At 41.6% G+C, this 19039-nt stretch carries 12 protein-coding genes; 10 read left to right on the top strand and 2 right to left on the bottom strand.

Annotated elements, in window-relative coordinates; all coding sequences use genetic code 11:
- The first annotated feature begins 3 nt into the window (after positions 1-3).
- Complete coding sequence (ppx, locus tag CKY02_RS03260; RefSeq protein ID WP_112877728.1) at positions 4-1536, top strand: exopolyphosphatase; 1533 nt, start codon at positions 4-6, stop codon at positions 1534-1536.
- A gap of 258 nt (positions 1537-1794) precedes the next feature.
- On the opposite strand, the gene CKY02_RS03250 is transcribed toward ppx, so the two are convergent.
- Positions 1795-2640: a DMT family transporter gene (locus tag CKY02_RS03250; RefSeq protein WP_112894203.1), complete on the bottom strand. Its 846-nt coding sequence runs from the start codon at positions 2638-2640 to the stop codon at positions 1795-1797.
- Between the two features lie 15 nt (positions 2641-2655).
- The gene (locus tag CKY02_RS03245; protein WP_112894202.1) at positions 2656-3894 is read right to left on the bottom strand and encodes an ATP-grasp domain-containing protein; all 1239 of its coding nucleotides are present in this window, start codon (positions 3892-3894) and stop codon (positions 2656-2658) included.
- Between the two features lie 451 nt (positions 3895-4345).
- Between CKY02_RS03245 and CKY02_RS03240 the strand changes: the two genes are divergently transcribed.
- The 9 genes from CKY02_RS03240 (at position 4346) to baeR (ending at position 18989) form a co-directional block, all read left to right on the top strand.
- Positions 4346-4744 carry a RidA family protein gene (locus tag CKY02_RS03240; RefSeq protein WP_112877732.1) on the top strand — a complete coding sequence of 133 codons (399 nt, stop codon included), beginning with the start codon at positions 4346-4348 and terminating at the stop codon, positions 4742-4744.
- A gap of 50 nt (positions 4745-4794) precedes the next feature.
- Complete coding sequence (locus tag CKY02_RS03235; RefSeq protein ID WP_112894201.1) at positions 4795-6099, top strand: 3-phosphoshikimate 1-carboxyvinyltransferase; 1305 nt, start codon at positions 4795-4797, stop codon at positions 6097-6099.
- A 27-nt stretch (positions 6100-6126) separates the two neighbouring features.
- Positions 6127-7482, top strand: coding sequence for a 3-phosphoshikimate 1-carboxyvinyltransferase (locus CKY02_RS03230; protein ID WP_112894200.1), 1356 nt, complete (start codon positions 6127-6129; stop codon positions 7480-7482).
- A gap of 35 nt (positions 7483-7517) precedes the next feature.
- Positions 7518-9050 (top strand): asparagine synthetase B family protein, encoded by a 1533-nt coding sequence (locus CKY02_RS03225; protein ID WP_112894199.1) that lies wholly within the window; start codon positions 7518-7520, stop codon positions 9048-9050.
- 418 nt (positions 9051-9468) lie between these two features.
- Entirely contained in the window at positions 9469-10674 is a 1206-nt protein-coding gene (locus tag CKY02_RS03220) for an MdtA/MuxA family multidrug efflux RND transporter periplasmic adaptor subunit (protein WP_112894198.1), read from the top strand.
- Positions 10674-13820: an MdtB/MuxB family multidrug efflux RND transporter permease subunit gene (locus CKY02_RS03215; RefSeq protein WP_112894197.1), complete on the top strand. Its 3147-nt coding sequence runs from the start codon at positions 10674-10676 to the stop codon at positions 13818-13820. Before CKY02_RS03220 ends, CKY02_RS03215 begins: the two co-directional genes overlap by 1 nt.
- Positions 13817-16903, top strand: coding sequence for a multidrug efflux RND transporter permease subunit MdtC (gene mdtC / locus CKY02_RS03210; RefSeq protein WP_112894196.1), 3087 nt, complete (start codon positions 13817-13819; stop codon positions 16901-16903). The genes CKY02_RS03215 and mdtC overlap by 4 nt, the downstream gene beginning before the upstream one ends.
- Positions 16900-18288 (top strand): envelope stress sensor histidine kinase BaeS, encoded by a 1389-nt coding sequence (baeS, locus tag CKY02_RS03205; protein ID WP_112894195.1) that lies wholly within the window; start codon positions 16900-16902, stop codon positions 18286-18288. The genes mdtC and baeS overlap by 4 nt, the downstream gene beginning before the upstream one ends.
- The gene (baeR, locus tag CKY02_RS03200) at positions 18285-18989 is read left to right on the top strand and encodes an envelope stress response regulator BaeR (protein WP_112877743.1); all 705 of its coding nucleotides are present in this window, start codon (positions 18285-18287) and stop codon (positions 18987-18989) included. The genes baeS and baeR overlap by 4 nt, the downstream gene beginning before the upstream one ends.
- The last annotated feature ends 50 nt before the right edge of the window (positions 18990-19039 follow it).

The following is a 19039-nucleotide window of genomic DNA, read 5'->3' as shown; positions in this document are numbered from 1 at the left end:
TTTATGCCGCTAACACATGACAAGCCGACGCCCAGGCCAATAGAAATTGCGGCTATTGATCTGGGTTCAAACAGTTTTCATATGATTATTGCCCGAATTGTTAACGACGCATTTCAGATTTTAGGTCGCTTAAAACAACGGGTCCATCTTGCCGACGGTCTTGATAACAACAATCTATTAAGCGAAGAAGCAATAACACGCGGTCTTGCCTGTCTGGCTTTATTTGCTGAACGGTTACAAGGCTTTCCTGCAGATAACGTTTGTCTGGTGGGCACTCACAGCTTACGTGAAGCCAGCAATGCCAAAGAATTTATCAAACGCGCTAAAGACGTTATCCCCTACCCGATTGAAATTATTTCCGGCCATGAAGAAGCTCGTCTGATCTATATGGGGGTAGAACATACACAACCAGAAAAAAACCGTAAACTGGTGATTGATATTGGCGGCGGCTCCACTGAACTGGTCATTGGTGAAAATTTTGAACCATTATTAGTAGAAAGCCGCCGAATGGGATGCATTAGTTTCGCCCACCAATTCTTTCCCGATGACGAAATTAGCGCAGAAAAATTCCGCCGAGCGCGGCTTGAAGCTGCGCAAAAATTGGAAAATCTCTCATGGCAGTACCGCATCACTGGCTGGAATTCAGCACTTGGGGCATCCGGGACCATTAAAGCGGTGTATGAAGTACTGGTCGCAATGGGGGAAAAGGACGGATTAATCACCCCTGAACGGCTGGAGATGTTGGTCAAAGAAATACTCAAATTCAAGAAATTAAAAACCTTCGACTTACCCGGACTATCGGATGATCGTAAACACTTCTTTATTCCTGGTTTAGCAATCTTATGCGGTATATTCGATACCCTGCATATAAAAGCATTACAACTCTCAGATGGCGCGCTACGTGAAGGCGTTTTATATGAAATGGAAGGCCGTTTCCGTCATCAAGATATCCGCCAGAGAACCGCAAAAAGCCTGGCTGAACACTATAATATCGACAGAGAACAGGCAAAGCGTGTACTTAATACGACTGAAACACTTTACCAACAGTGGGCAATCCAGAACCCTAAACTAGTGCAACCTCAACTCGAAGCGATTTTACACTGGGCGGCAATGTTACACGAAGTTGGATTAAGTATTAACTTAAGCGGATTACAGCGACACTCTGCCTATATTCTGCAAAACACCAACTTACCCGGCTTTAATCAGGAACAACAATTACTGCTGGCAACCTTGGTTCGCTGTCATCGTAAGACAATAAAACTGGATGATTTGCCAAGATTCAATTTATTCAAGAAAAAACAGTATCTGCCATTAATTCAAATCCTACGTCTGGCAACTTTACTCAATAATCAACGCCAATCCACAACCATTCCTGAATCACTCAGACTGGTTACTGATGATAGCCATTGGGCGCTCTACCTGCCTTACAATTATTTATCAGAAAACACCCTGATGCAGCTTGATCTGGAAAAAGAGCAAGGTTACTGGCATAACGTTACGGGTTGGCAATTAGAAATAGCCGAGGAATCAATATAAAGATACCAAACCATGAAAAAAAAGAAGCGATCTCAGATAATTAAATTGGTTTTACTTATCAGCTTTCTGATTTTATTTGGCCGTTTCATTTATTCATCCATAGCGGCATTAGAACATCATCAACAAAATAAAAAGGTCATAATAGAGAGAGGTGAAAATCATCAAATGAAATAATCAACTTATTGCAGATTATCATTAATCAATATCATTACCTCACTGTTCCCCCGAATTCTTCGGGGAAACAAGCTATTATAAATGTCATAATTTCAAAAGAACGACACCCGCTATTATTATCACAATACCAATCCACTGAATTCGACTTAACCGTTCTCCACGAATAAAAAAGCCTAATAAAGCGGTGACTCCACTTGCCAATGAACTCAGAACAGTAACAACGGCAACATGTCCCGTTGCAGAGCCGTAAGCTAATGAAGCAAACCCGATCAGACTAAAGAAACTAATTGAAAAAACCAGAGCAATAATTGAAATCGGCGGTAATGATAAATTTCCTTTTTTTAATAGAGTGAGAAATAAAACAACCACAGCGGTTAAATAGTAAACCCATAATGCATTGATAACACCCAGATCTCTAACAGCAAATTCCCCTTGCAACCAGAAGCCTAAACCAAACATCAGTGAAGACAAAAGTGCAAAGAAAATTGAACCAGATGATTCTCGTTGTCCATCTTTTGATTTCGGTATACTGGTTAGACAGGCCCCAACAACACAAATAAATAGACTAAACAAAACCAAAGCGGTCATTGGTTTCCCATTTATCAGTGACAAAATCGTGGTAACGGCACCATAAAGCGAAACAATCGGCGCGACAATCGAGGCTTTGCCGATTGATAATGCTTTAAGCAGAAACACCATTGCCATTAAATTGCAAACCGAAGCAACAACACAGATGGTCAGTTGAAAAAAGCTTACATTAACAAACGACATCTCAAAATAAAAAAACAGCAACAACGATAAAACAAAAAAACCAAATAGCTGACTGTAGAATAAAGATTTAGCCACGCCGACTTTTCTTGCGACTTGCCCTGCCAAAAAATCAGTACTTCCCCAACACAATGCTGAAATCAACCCCATCAAAATAGCCATAATGATGATCTCTTATTAATTTGTTTTTAACTGTACGCGGTTAGCAATACGTGTCGCATTTTCCATCGCTTCCTCACAACTATTACCATAAGCCAGAACATAACCGACAATAGAACCAAAGTTTTTATTTTTTGATGAATTTTTACTTTTCGATAAAATAGTAAAAGGCGTTTTTTTAAACCCTGCGGAAATGAAATAAGGGATATCAGCATCTATTCTGATATCATTGACAACCCCCTCACCACGATAAAAAACAAATGCATCAGCGACAAATGGATAAACTATTTCCGACGCTGGTGATATAGAACTTTCGATACCACAAACAAAATCGACCAAGTATTTGACCATATTAATCCCAGAGGTCATGAAGATCTGTTGAGCCGCTCTGGCACCCGCTATGCGCAAATTGATTTCAACTAATACGGGCCCACGAGAGGTATAAATAAATTCTACATTTATTGCACCACCCCGTAATCCCAAAGCCGCTACCCACTCCTTAACCAGCTTACAAGCCATTGCAAACTCAAATTCAGACAGTTCAGCAGGATGAGATAAGCCGATCATACACAGGTCATCATCAGGAGAAACGAAAATTCTATTGATACCAAGTAAATGCCATTCATCATGACTATAAATTAATTCTGCCCCATAAAAATTTCCTTGCAGGAACTCTTCTATCAAGAACTCTTCATTCACTTTACCGAGCATTGACATTGTGCCATTAGATGAAATTTCTGAAACCACATGGTGGTAATCATCTTGAGATTTACAAAGTGATACCCCATAAGCCCCCGCATCACGAAGTGGCTTAATCACAAACGGAAAAGGAACCTTAGGATTTTCTGGAATATTATTATAAGAAAAAACCTCGTAAGCAGGTTGCTCATAACCATGTTGTACTAAGATATCCCTGACATTCTTCTTACTAAATGCATTCCTCAAACCATCTATATCCGGGTGAGGTAAACCGAATTCTAACGCTACTTCAGACGCCACAATCATAAAATCATCATAACAACCTAAAATTGCAGCAACAGGAATACAGTTATCTTTAATTAAATTAATGATATCTGTACTATTTCTCGTATCAACATAATAAATATTATCAAATAATTCCTTTCTTAAATCATCATATAATCCTTTATTCATTGATTCCATTGAAGTCAATAACACAGGAGAAAATCCTAAATCTCTAATATAATCAATTGCCGAGCATTCAACCGGTCTTGCTTCAATAAAAATAAAAACACGCATATCGACCCCATCGTTAGTTGATATTTATTAATTTATGACGCTTTCTTCATTCCTGAAATCATCTAATTTTACTTAATAATAAAAGATTTCATTAAAATTAAGACAACCTAATCATCATGTATAGTTCCAACTAAGATGACTTTCAAATAAAAAAAACGCCAGAATACAACCAGATTCAGCTATTTAATACATAACCAATTAAATAATAAAAAGAATTTTTTCATAAAAATAATTTTTTCGCCAAAAATAAAATAGTTATTCATTTTTAAAATAAAAAAACACCCAATTATTCTATTTTAATAACCAACTTTATTTGACATATCAGACTTTATATACTTTTATTAATACTACATTGATTTACGGATATTTTTTAGTTAACGGAATAAATTGTTTAAATTAATTTATTGTTCCCAAATCTTCTTCTTATATATTTTCATTTATAGGAGTATTTATGTCATCTCATGAAATTAGAAAAACAGTATTCAGCCCCTCTCCGTGGGAAAATAAAATGGGATACTCAAGAGGAAAAAGAGTTGGTAATCAGATATTTATTGCAGGATGTGTCGCTTCAGATGGCGATGGAAATGTTATGGGGGAAAATGCTTACGAGCAAACTCTATTTATCATAGAAAAAATTGAGAAATATTTAAAAGAGCTTGATGCAGAACTGACTGACGTTGTCAGCACAGTAACACATTTAACAGATTTCCAACATTTTGATGATTATTGTCGAGCATTTAATGAGAAGTTTGGCGATATACGCCCGGTCAATACGACTATTGCCGTTAAATCGATGGTAAAGCCAGAACATTACGTTGAAATTACAACTATTGCTATCGATAGCAAATAGTTAAATCAAAGAATAATACCAATGGTAATTGATCTACCTGGAGGCTTGGCATGAATAAAATTAGCGTGCTCCCCGGCTCCACTCTTAACGGGGAAATAGTCATACCATCATCTAAGCCTCATATCCAAAGAGCGCTACTATTAGCACTATTGAATGAAGAAACAACAACCGTAAATAATATATCGTGGTGTACCGAAACCGAAGATCTCCTTATTGCTTTACAACAATTTGGTCTGCAAATTCTGGACAGAAGTGAAAATCACATCATATTGAAAGGGGCACATCCAATCTATCATTGTAATGGGATCATTAATGCTAACGGTTCTGGCATGTTATTTAGAATCAGTGTCGCTTTAGCGTCACTAACAGAAAAGGAAGTTTATATAAAATGCAATGATTCACTGTTTAACAGAGAAAGTCTGTATGATGAATCATTTTTTTCATACCTGAACGTATTTGCAGAAAAGCGAGAAGAAAATATTGTCATTATTTCCAGAAGAATATATCCATCACAATCGCCATTAAACTTCAATAAGAGTACTCAATTCCTATCATTCTCTCTTCTTGTTTCACCATTTATGAAAGGGAAAAGTATTATCATTAACAACAACGGCGAAACTAAGAATGGATATGTCGATATAACAATTAACATGATGGCGTTATTGGGAAGTCAAATCACTCGAATAGGCAGCACATTTATTTCAACTGAATATCAACCAAGGGATATTACTATTAACATCCCCTCTGATTTCACATCACTAAGCTACATTGCTTCGTCAATATTAAGTATTAATCGACCAAGCAAAGTCACCATCAAAAGTTATTATTTGGGGAATACCATTAACGAAAGAGTATTATTTGACATATATAAAAAATTTGGTATGAATTTAAACTATAATCCAATTAAGAATCAACTTAATATCAGCCTGGAGGAGGAACATAACACCATTACAGATGAAATCTACTTAAATGAACTTCCTTCCGTTGCCACTAACATTATCGCGGCAGCGATTAATGGCAATGGAAATATTACATTTTCCGGTCTTAATGCTATAAACAATCATAAATGTCAACGCGCATTTATTATCAACGAAAATATACGCATGATGGGCGGGAAAAGTTATTTAATTTTTAATGATACTGGGGCTTTCAACAAAATAATGATCAACGGTAACGGACCATTAAACGGAGGCGTCGAAATATTCAGTTACTATGATCATCGGATTTGCGCATCCAATATTATTGCATCACTAGGGGCAAGAGAACGAACAACGGTTAATCATATACATAAATTAGATGATGGTTTTCCTGGATTTATCCAATCCTTAAGTTCTCTCGGAGCTAAAATAAGTTAGCTAACAGTATAAAAGCGAGACAAAAATATGAATTATTATGGTAATAATCATCCGCCATTTATCGAAATAAACAAAACCAAATCATTAAATGGCTCAATAACCTTACCTGCCTCCAAAAGTTCTTCAACTCGCGCCATTCTGACTGCATCATTAACGGAAGGTACAAGTAAAATAAATAATATGGCATCAGGGAACAATACAACAGCAATGAAATTAAACTGTTCCCGTTTAGGGGCATCATTTAATAGTGATATTACAGGGACAATCATAGAAGGCATAGATATCAGAAAAATTGATAAAAAAATCATCTTTAACCCAGGTAATTCTGGCGTTGTATTAAGGCTATTAATGGGAGTAGCCGGTTATTTACCTGATACTGAATTTATTACAGAATACAGTTACTCCCTGGGTACACGATCACAATCAGAAATGGTCAATGCATTAAAATTACTCAATATTCAGTGCACCTCTGTTGGGCCTGATTCACTTTTACCGATAAGCATGAAATCAGATAGAAACATCGGTAGTTACACTGAAATTTCATGCAGAAAGAGCTCTCAATTCCTGAGTGGACTACTTTACTTAGGTGCCATTAGTGAACGAGATCTGCAAATAAAAGTCATCGATACAATTACCGCACCATCGATGGTTCACACGACAATTAATAATTTGCGCAAAGCGGGCATTAATATCGAATATGATGATAAATTCCGCAATTTCTTTACGACAGGAAAAAATCGATTTATTCCATCAGAATTTAGCGTCGGCGCTGATCCAGCCAGCACGGCGGCAATCCTTGCACTTTGTGCCTCACTGAATTCTGATATCACCCTAAACGGTTTCTTTGAGGAAGAATTAGGTAATGGCGCGGTGGTGGATTATTTAATTAACAGTGGAACGAAAATCAGCTTCATCAGGGATGATTGTCTCAATATTCGATCTGGCGGAATCCTAAAAGCGCAGGATTTCGATGGTTCACTGGCACCAGATGCGGTACCAGCACTTGCTGCATTAGCTGCGTTTGCCGACGGTAAAAGCGTTTTCTATAACATTGAACATATCCGCTATAAAGAATCAGACAGAATTTCTGATTTTCGACGGGAATTAGACAAAATAGGGATTAGATCAGAAGAGAAGCTAGACCAATTAATTATTTATGGCAATCCATATGGATATAAAGGCGGCATTATTGTTGATGGTCATTACGATCATGGATTAATCATGGCACTCACAACAATAGGTTTACATTGTGATGAACCCCTCATTATCAGTGAGCCATATCATGTTGGTCAAACCTATCCAGAATATTTCGCCGAAATATCCACATTAGGTGCCAATGTGAACGAATTAAAATATTCTGGCCCTATACCAGAAGACGTTTAAATATCATTGATAACTCTTAACCGAAGGAATTCACTATGTGTGGAATTGGTGGTGTTTTTAATACAGAAAATAGGCTTATTGATGATATTGAGAATAAGCTACAGACGATAATGTCAAAAATAGCACATCGGGGCGATCCATCTCGATTTAATGAGAAGATTGTCAGAAATAACTTTTCAATCGCAACCAACAGGCTTGCTATTGTCGAACGCGATTCAGCCTATCAACCCATATCAAATCAGGAACATGATCTTCATCTTGTTCTGAATGGTCAAATTTATAATTACAAGCCTCTTCGAAATGAATTAATTAAACAAGGTTATCAATTTAAAAATGGTGGCGATGCAGAAGTTGCCCTAATTGCCTACATTTGCTATGGCAAGTCATTTATTAAAAAATTAGATGGCATGTTTAGTTTTATTCTATTTGATAATAAGAATAATAAATTTTTATTAGGCAGAGATCACGTCGGTATAAAACCGCTCTATTACACCCAAAAAGAGGGTAACTGGTATGTAGCATCAGAAATAAAATCATTGATCGAGTTTAACTCAGAAATTAAACCTGTTGAACCCGGTTCAATTTTCGACGGATTTACTAGTGAGAAATATATTAGCTACGACACAACTATCCCAGCAAGCAGCGATAACTTCGAACAGGCAAAAGAAAAAGTCTATTCACTGTTAGATAATGCCGTCAGAAAGCGAGTTGACACAGACCTACCTGTATCAATTATGTTTAGCGGCGGCATAGACAGTACCATCGTACTTTATCTTGCAAAAAAATATCACCACGATATTACGGCGATTTCATTTGGATTACCGGGTTCAAAAGACATTGATATTGCCCAAAGATATTGTTCTGAGAATAATATAAAGCATATTATATATACATTTACTCAGGAAGAATTAATCAATAATATCCAAGATGCTATCTATTATGGTGAATTTTTCGAACAAATCGATGCGATTGATTCAACTATTGCTCACTTTGGCTATTATATTGCTAACCGCCTTGGCTTTAAAATTGCTTTATGTGGAGAAGGTAGTGATGAAATTTTTGCTGGTTACGATTTATTTAAAACATACCCCGACCCCCATCACCTCTCCCTATATCGATTAAATAATCTTTATAGGACTGATTTACAAAGAGTTGATCGGGCAAGCATGAGAAATACTGTTGAAGCAAGAGTTCCCTTTATGGATTCAGCACTAGTGCCTTATGTTTTAAGCTTGGATTTTTCTTACAAACTCAATAATGGGATAGAAAAACATATTTTACGCGAAGCATTCAGAGGAAAAATACCCGAATATATCATTGACAGACCAAAAATAAGAATGCCAGATGGCAGTGGTGTAAAAAATACTATCGTTGATTACGTTAAAGATATTAAATGCAATCTACCGAGAAGCATGGTTGACAACCTTAATTCTATCGGGTTAACCCATCAAAGTTCATTATATTTCGCTGAAAAATATCTCTCTTTGGGTTATCCACTACCGAAAGAGCGTTTCAAAGAATCTGGCAAAGATTTTTCAGAATCGGGTTACTTTAATTTCATATCGTAATTTAACCATTATATTGATTGCTGCATTGTTTATTCTGTTAATAATGCAGCTATTTAGCAATAAAAAATATACCCGTTATCTTTCAAGTTGCCTCTTTGTTGGCTGCACTCACTCACCCCGGTCACATCGTTACCTATGCTCCCGGGGATTCACTCCCTTGCCGTCGCGATGCATCTTGAAATCCATTGGGTATAACAGAGGCGGCATCATTTGCATAATTTCTGGAGCCGGCTCGAAAAAACTGACAAAAAACGCCTTAATTTGCCTTAAAAAGCGCTTCCTTGACATATTTTCCACATTTTCTCCATTTTTTAGCCTATCCTCACTGTCTAAACTAATAGCATGTGATTAAACCGATATTTCAGTCGGACATAATCAAGCAATACCTTGGCCTTGCGTTTGAGAGAATGTCGAAGAAATGAATCAAAATAATAAACACCGTACCCTCCTTTTCCGTGCAGCACTGGCCGCTATTGCCATTGCTGCCGCTATATTTTTCTGGTACCAACTTAAAACCCCTCAACAATCTAGCCCATCTGATCAATCCTCTGGTTTAAGACATTCCCCTTTACCCCCTGTACAGGTCGCCACGGCAAAAGAGCAGGCAGTTCCTCGCTTTCTGGCCGGGCTTGGCACCATTCAGGCCGCCAATACTGCCACGGTAACCAGCCGGGTTGAAGGTCAGCTTATCGCTTTGTACTTTCAGGAAGGACAACAAATTAAACAAGGGGATTTACTGGCAGAAATTGATCCACGCCCTTTTCAAGTTCAACTAGCACAAGCCAAAGGCCAGCTTGCTAAAGATGAAGCAATATTGGCGAATGCCCGTCAGGATCTCAATCGCTACCAGAAATTGGCAAACACTCACCTGATTTCCCAACAAGAAATGGATAATCAACGTGCACTTGTCCGCCAACACGAAGCCAGTCTGAAAGTTGATCAAGCAGCAATTGATAGTGCAAAACTCCAACTCACTTACAGCCGTATTACCGCTCCCATTTCCGGGAAAGTGGGCTTGAAGCAGATCGATGTAGGAAATTTTATTTCCAGTGGTAACAGTTCTCCTATCGTGGTTATTACCCAAACCGATCCAGTAGATGTGCTATTTTCACTCCCTGAAAACGATATCAATGCGGTTTTACAAGCTCAGAAAACGAATCATAACGTCGCTGTTAGTGCCTGGGATCGCAATAACCAGCAACAACTTGCCGAAGGAAAACTGTTGAGCATTGATAATCAAATTGATGCCGCTACCGGCACAATTAAGCTGAAAGCCCGTTTTTCCAATCAAGATAGCATCTTATTCCCAAATCAGTTTGTTAATGTCCGTATTAAAGTCGATACACTGGAAAACGCAGTGGTGATCCCAAATGCTGCCCTGCAAATGGGTAATGAAGGGAATTTTGTCTGGATGTTAGGTAAAGAGAATAAAGTCAGCAAACATCTGGTCACGGTCAAATTGCAGGATACAAAACGCGTTGTTATCAGTACCGGCTTAGCAGCAGGTGATAAAGTGGTCACTGATGGTATCGATCGCCTGACAGATGGCGCTAAGGTGGATATTGTCACACCGATGGCAAATATGCCTCAGCCACAAAAACACGATAAAACGGAGAATTCCTGATGCAGGTAAGCTCCCCAATCCCAGGAGGCGGACCATCACGCCTGTTCATCTTGCGACCTGTTGCCACCACGCTGTTTATGGCAGCAATCCTACTGGCAGGTATTATCGGCTATCGCATGTTGCCCGTGTCTGCATTACCAGAAGTGGACTATCCCACCATTCAGGTGGTCACACTCTACCCCGGCGCAAGCCCCGATGTGATGACTTCGGCAGTCACCGCACCACTGGAGCGCCAACTCGGGCAGATGTCTGGCCTTAAACAGATGGCATCTCAAAGTTCCGGCGGGGCTTCCGTTATCACATTACAATTCCAGCTAACGTTGCCGTTAGATGTCGCCGAGCAGGAAGTGCAGGCGGCTATCAACGCAGCCAGTAATTTATTGCCGACTGACCTGCCTTATCCCCCTATCTACAGCAAAGTTAATCCCGCTGATCCACCGATTCTAATGCTAGCTGTCACCTCCGATGCAATGCCGATGACACAGATTCAGGATATGGTGGAAACCCGTATCGCACAGAAAATTTCACAGGTCAACGGTGTAGGATTGGTGACACTCGCCGGCGGCCAGCGACCAGCCGTCAGAGTGAAGCTAAACGCCCAAGCGATCGCTGCACAGGGATTGGATAGCGAAACGATCCGCACCGCTATCAACAATGCTAACGTTAACTCCGCCAAAGGTAGCCTTGATGGCCCGACTCGCTCTGTCACGCTTTCGGCCAACGATCAGATGAAGTCAGTAAATGATTACCGCAACTTGATCATTGCCTATAAAAACGGCTCACCGGTACGGTTACAAGATGTCGCAACCATTGAACAAGGCGCTGAAAACACCAAACTAGGTGCATGGTCAAATAACAAACAAGCCATTGTGATTAATGTTCAGCGCCAGCCAGGTGCCAATGTGATTGAAACTACAGATAACATTCGTCAGATGTTGCCGGAACTTATCAGCAGCTTGCCAAAGTTCGTCGATATGAAAATCCTGACTGACCGCACGACAACCATTCGTGCCTCAGTGAAAGATGTTCAGTTTGAGCTGTTACTGGCAATTGCACTGGTTGTTATGGTGATTTATCTGTTTTTACGTAACGGTATCGCAACACTTATCCCCAGTATCGCCGTTCCTCTTTCACTGATCGGTACATTCGCAGTGATGTATTTCTGCGGTTTCTCCGTCAATAATCTGACGCTAATGGCGCTCACCATTGCCACCGGTTTTGTCGTGGACGATGCCATTGTGGTCATTGAAAATATCTCCCGTTACATAGAACAAGGCGAGAAACCGATGACAGCAGCATTAAAAGGCGCGGGTGAAATCGGTTTTACCATTATCTCCCTGACTTTCTCTTTGATTGCGGTACTGATCCCGCTGCTTTTTATGGGCGATATCGTTGGCCGCCTGTTTCGTGAGTTTGCAATTACCTTGGCCGTGGCAATTCTGATTTCAGCCATTGTCTCACTGACATTAACCCCCATGATGTGCGCTCGAATATTGAAACCGGAATCACAGATAAAACACAATCGTTTTGAACAAGCCAGTGAACGCTTTTTTGAACAAATGATTGCCGGTTATGCTGTATGGCTAAAAAGAGCACTGAACCATCCGTGGATCACCTTTAGCATCGCCCTAAGCACATTGGTGCTAACTGCCCTGCTCTATCTGATGATTCCAAAAGGATTTTTTCCATCACAGGATAATGGGCTGATTCAGGGAACACTGGAAGCGCCGCAATCCATTTCCTTTGCTGCAATGGTGAATAAACAACAGCAGGTTTCATCCTTATTACTGCAAGACCCGACAGTAGAAAATGTCACCACTTTTGTAGGCGTTGATGGCAGTAACCCAACATTGAATAACGGGCGATTGCAAATCACGCTAAAACCACTCAATCAGCGTGATGACAGAATCGTTGACATTATTCCGCGTTTGCAGGAAAAAGTTGCCGCTATACCCGGCATAAAGCTCTATCTGCAACCGATGCAGGATTTGACGATTGACACTCAGGTTACCCGTACCCAATACCAATTCACTTTGCAGGCAACCTCTCTGGATGAACTGAGTATCTGGGTGCCAAAATTGCTGGCTGAACTAAAGCAGAGAGCAGAGCTAGTTGATATCAGCAGTGACTGGCAAGATCAGGGGCTGATCGCCTACGTTAAAGTAGACCGAGACATTGCCAGCCGATTGGGCATCTCAATGGCCGCTATAGATAACGCACTCTATAACGCATTTGGCCAGCGGCTAATTTCAACCATTTATACGCAGGCTAATCAGTATCGGATCATCTTGGAACATGATGTGACATCGACTCCAGGGCTGGCAGCATTTGATAACATCCGCCTTAACGGAACTGACGGCCATGTCGTACCTCTCAGAACTATTGCAACTATTGAACAAAGATTTGGCCCACTGGCAATCAATCATCTGGCTCAATTTCCCTCAGCAACATTTTCTTTCAACGTTGCCGAGGATGCTTCTCTCGAACAGGCGGTCAATGCTGTTCGTGATGCCGCACAATTGATCAAAATGCCCAAAGACATTTCCACACAATTCCAGGGAACAACACTGGCATTTGAAAGCGCACTGGGCAATACATTGTGGCTAATCGCGGCGGCCATTATCGCCATGTATATCGTGCTAGGCATACTGTATGAAAGCTTCATCCATCCGGTGACAATCCTCTCCACATTACCGACAGCGGGAGTGGGTGCACTATTAGCGCTGATGATGGCAGGTCATGAACTGGATGTCATTGCGATCATCGGCATTATCTTGTTGATAGGTATTGTGAAGAAAAACGCCATCATGATGATCGATTTTGCGCTGTCAGCGGAGCGTGAACAGGGATTATCGCCTTACGAAGCCATTTATCAAGCGTGCTTATTGCGCTTCCGTCCGATTCTGATGACCACAATGGCCGCATTACTTGGAGCACTCCCCTTGATGCTTAGCTCCGGTGTAGGCGCTGAATTACGCCGTCCTCTGGGTATCTGTATGGTAGGTGGATTGATTATGAGCCAGATCCTGACACTGTTTACTACGCCAGTGATCTATTTACTGTTTGACCGTCTGGCCCACTATCGCCGCAATCGCCAGCTCTCAGTTTCAAACACCTCATCTATTGATCATCAGGAGCCGCGGTGAAATTTTTTGCCTTATTTATCCAACGCCCTGTGGCCACCACGCTATTGAGTTTAGCCATAACCCTATGTGGGGTATTGGGATTTACCCTGTTGCCGGTTTCTCCTTTACCACAAGTGGATTTTCCGGTGATCTCCGTTTACGCCTCATTACCGGGCGCTTCACCGGAAACAATGGCCTCATCTGTCGCGACTCCACTGGAGCACGCCTTAGGACGAATTGCCGGAGTCAATGAAATGACGTCCAGTAGCTCCCTTGGCAATACCAATATCACGCTTGAATTTGATCTCAATCGTGATATTAACAGTGCAGCACGGGATGTACAGGCAGCGCTGAATGCCGCTCAAAGTCTGTTGCCTTCCGGTATGCCGAGCAGGCCGCATTATTACAAAGTCAACCCGTCTGATGCCCCAATCATGATCCTCACATTGACTTCCGATACCTATAATCAGGGGCAGCTTTATGATTTTGCGTCTACTCAACTGGCTCAGAAAATCGCCCAAGTTGAAGGTGTCAGTGAAGTCTCTGTTGGCGGAAGTTCATTACCCGCAGTCAGAGTTGAATTGAATCCTGGCGCCCTGTTTCATCAGGGGGTTTCGCTGGATGCGGTACGCAAAGCTATCAGCAATGCCAATGTTCGCCGCCCACAAGGATATGTGGATTCCGATCAGCAACATTGGCAAATTCAAACGAATGATGAGTTAAAAACAGCCGAAAACTATCGCCCGATCATCGTTCACTACAACAACAATTCACCAGTGCGATTGCAGGATGTAGCAAATGTAAAAGATTCTGTTCAGAATGTCAGGGCTGCCGGAATGTCTGGCGGTAAACCGGCTATTTTGTTGATTATTCGCCGTGAGGCTGGCGCGAATATTATCGCCACAGTAAACCGTATCCGTGAACAATTACCTGCATTACGTGAATCTATTCCTGCCAGTATTCAACTTAAAGTTGCTCAAGACCGCACACCAACTATTCGTGCTTCAATAGTGGAAGTAGAACGAGCATTGGTGATTGCTATCGGGCTGGTCATTCTGGTGGTATTCCTGTTCTTGCGTTCTGGTCGCGCGACATTGATCCCTGCCATTGCGGTACCTGTTTCACTCATTGGCACATTTACCGCTATGTATCTGTGCGGTTTCAGTTTGAACAATCTTTCCTTAATGGCGCTAACGGTTGCCACAGGATTTGTGGTAGATGATGCGATTGTGGTACTGGAGAATATTTCCCGCCACCTTGAAGCAGGCATAAAACCCATGCAAGCGGCCCTACAGGGTGTCCGGGAAGTGGGTTTTACGGTCCTCTCGATGAGTATTTCGCTGGTAGCAGTCTTTATCCCGCTTCTGCTCATGGATGGATTGGTTGGTCGGCTGTTCCGTGAATTTGCCATTACCCTAACCACATCAATCAGCATCTCACTATTAGTTTCTCTAACACTAACGCCAATGATGTGCGCTCATTTACTAAAATCTCAGCGCCCCAAAGCACAGAAGAAAATACGAGGATTCGGTAAAGTTCTACTGAAAATTCAGCAAGTTTACGGACGCTCCCTGATGTGGGTTCTTAATCATAGCCGTTGGGTATTGTTAATTTTGGCCGGCATCATTGCCCTAAATGTTTGGCTCTATATCAATATCCCCAAAACTTTCTTCCCAGAGCAGGATACCGGTCGGTTGCTAGGGTTTGTTCGGGCAGATCAAAGTATCTCTTTCCAATCCATGCGTGAAAAAATGAAAAATTTCATGCAGACAATCAATGCAGATCCTACGGTAGACAGCGTTATCGGTTTTACCGGTGGTGGGCGGGTAAATAATGGCTTTATGTTTATCTCTCTAAAGCCATTGAAAGAGCGTTCAGAAAACGCTGAACAGGTTATCTCACGCCTGAGAATTAAACTTGCCAATGAACCGGGAGCAAATCTATTTCTCATTCCGGTACAAGATATCAGGGCTGGCGGTCGCCAAGCTAATGCCAGCTATCAATTCACATTGCTGGCAGATGATCTGAATGATCTTCGCAAATGGGAGCCTGTTATACGTAAAGCATTAGGGCAATTGCCGCAACTGACTGACGTGAATTCAGATAAAGAGGATAAAGGGGCTGAAATGGCAATAATCTATGACCGCGATACCATGTCTCGTCTGGGCATTAATGTCAGTGAAGCCAATAATTTGCTGAATAATGCTTTTGGTCAGCGACAAATATCCACTATTTATCAACCACTTAATCAGTACAAGGTGGTAATGGAAGTTGCACCAGAATATACACAGGATGTCAGCGCACTGGAAAAAATGTTTGTGATTAACAATCAAGGAAAAGCCATTCCTCTCTCCTATTTTGCTCACTGGCAACCGGCTAACGCGCCACTCAGTGTAAATCATCAGGGGCTTTCCGCTGCTTCAACCATTGCTTTCAATATATCCGAAGGCTATACCCTCTCTGATGCTATCAATACGATTGAAAGAACCATAACCGAACTTGGTGTACCTTCAACGGTTCGTGGCACTTTTGCAGGCACCGCCCAGATTTTCCAGGAAACCCTGAAATCACAATTATTCTTGATTCTGGCTGCCATTATTACCGTCTATCTGGTGCTAGGGATCCTGTATGAAAGTTATATCCATCCATTGACTATTCTCTCTACCCTGCCTTCCGCCGGTATTGGTGCCCTGCTGGCATTGGAACTGTTTGACACACCATTCAGCCTGATAGCATTAATAGGCATCATGTTATTGATTGGTATCGTGAAAAAGAACGCCATTATTATGGTGGACTTTGCTATTGAAGCCCAACGTAACGATAATATTCGCGCCCGTGATGCGATATTCCAAGCCAGCCTGTTACGTTTCCGTCCGATTCTGATGACCACACTGGCCGCCTTGTTTGGTGCCCTGCCACTGGTTTTGAGTAGTGGCGACGGTACGGAATTACGCCAACCCTTAGGAATAACCATTGTGGGTGGTTTGGTTATGAGCCAGCTTTTAACACTGTATACCACACCGGTTGTTTATCTCTGTTTTGATCGACTAAGGGAAAAATGGCAACAACGGCGTACCACCAGACAAATTATGGAGCAATCATGAAACTCAGCATCAGTGGTAAACTGTTTATGGCCATTTTCGCCACTTGCATGCTAGTACTCATCACCATGCACTGGGGCGTAAGAAGCAGCTTCCAGTATGGTTTTATTGGTTATATAAAACAAAATATCCAGTTACGTACTGCCATGTTAGCCGAAGCACTGGCCGAACAATATCAACAATATGGCAGTTGGAAATTCTTAAAAAGGAATGACCGGGTAATTTTTCAAATCATCCGCTCCATTGAACAAACCAGTGAAAGCCATCAAGGTCCACCACCCCGCGGTTGGCGAACTCAATTTTGGGTGGTGGACAGTGACATGAAACCGCTGGTCGGTCACGAAGGTAAAATCCCGTCAGAGACTTATCGCAAACCGATCATCTATCATCATCAAGTCGTTGGCTGGGTCATTGTTAGCACATCAGATAAAATTACCCGTCAAGCGGATATCAGTTTTGATCGCCAACAACAACTGACAAGCTGGGTAATTGCCGGTTTATCTACCTTGCTAGCAATGATAGCCACGCTATTATTATCCCGCGGTATGTTAAAACCCGTTAAACGTTTGGTTGAAGGGACGCATAAACTGGCGGCCGGTGATTTCAGTGCCCGAGTCACACCATCAAGTAAAGATGAAATTGGTCAGCTTGCCCACAATTTTAACCAGCTCGCCAGTACCTTGGAAAAAAACGAGCAGATGCGTCGCGAGTATATGGCGGATATTTCTCATGAACTGCGCACTCCCCTTTCTATATTGCGTGGTGAATTGGAAGCGTTACAGGATGGTGTTCACAAACCAACGCCAGAAACACTCAATTCGTTATTGGCTGAAATTACCACATTGACCAAACTGGTTGATGATCTACACCAGCTATCTCTATCCGATCGCGGGGCGCTGGCATACCGGAAAGAATTTATCAACATCAGTGAGTTAATTCAGGTTGCTATCGCATCTTATCATGGACGTTTCCTTGATAAACAAATCCAAGTGGATGTTAAACTTCCTGAAATTATTATGGTGTTTGCTGACCCAAGCAGATTGACTCAGCTATTTCATAATTTACTGGAAAATAGTCTTCGCTATACCGCTGATAATGGAAAATTGATCATCAAAGGTTGTTCTGACGATAACCACTTCATTCTGAATTGGGAGGACAGCAAGCCCGGCTTGTCACCAGAGCAATGCCAACAGGTTTTTGAACGATTCTACCGCAGTGAATCCTCACGAAACCGTGCCAGTGGTGGATCAGGACTTGGGTTAGCCATTTGCAATAACATCGTTGAAGCACATAACGGTACGATCCATGCCGAACCCTCACCTTTAGGCGGCCTGAGAATTATCGTAGAATTGCCGCTAACTGAATCCCTCGACGACGAAACGTTATGAGTACAGAATTTGGGCATTATACTGTTTTGATTGTTGAAGATGAGCCAAAGCTTGGGCAATTGCTGGTTGATTACTTGCGGGCGGCTGATTACGAAACCCAATGGCTACTGCGAGGTGATGAAGCGGTCTCCCATGTACAGCAACACAATCCAGATATTATTTTGCTGGATTTAATGCTTCCAGGTTGTGATGGCATCTCTATTTGTCGGGAAATTCGCCGCTTCTCTGACGTACCAATTATTATGGTCACCGCCAAGACGGAAGAAATTGACCGTTTACTTGGATTGGAAATCGGGGCAGATGATTATATTTGTAAACCTTACAGCCCGCGTGAAATTGTCGCGCGAGTTAAAACAATTCTTCGTCGTTGTTACCGACCACAAGATATTGTCAAGCAAAGCGATCTACAAATTGACGAAGCCTGTTTCCAAGCACGTTACCGCGATAAAATACTGGATTTGACCCCGGTTGAATTCCGGTTATTAAAAACGATGGCAAGTCGCCCTGGGCAAGTATTTTCCCGCGATAAACTATTGAATAATCTATATGACGATCACCGAATCGTGACAGACCGTACCATTGATAGCCACATTAAAAATTTACGCCGTAAACTGGAACAATTGGATAACAGTAAAACATTCATTCGTTCTATTTATGGACTTGGTTACCGATGGGAAGCGGATATATGCCGTTTGTTATAACTGTCACACTTTAACTGAATTAAATTTCTTTCAACCTTTCACCGGTCAGA

This window comes from Photorhabdus bodei, from assembly GCF_003287735.1.
Lineage (GTDB): Bacteria > Pseudomonadota > Gammaproteobacteria > Enterobacterales > Enterobacteriaceae > Photorhabdus > Photorhabdus kayaii.
This window is presented reverse-complemented; position numbering and strand designations above follow the sequence as displayed.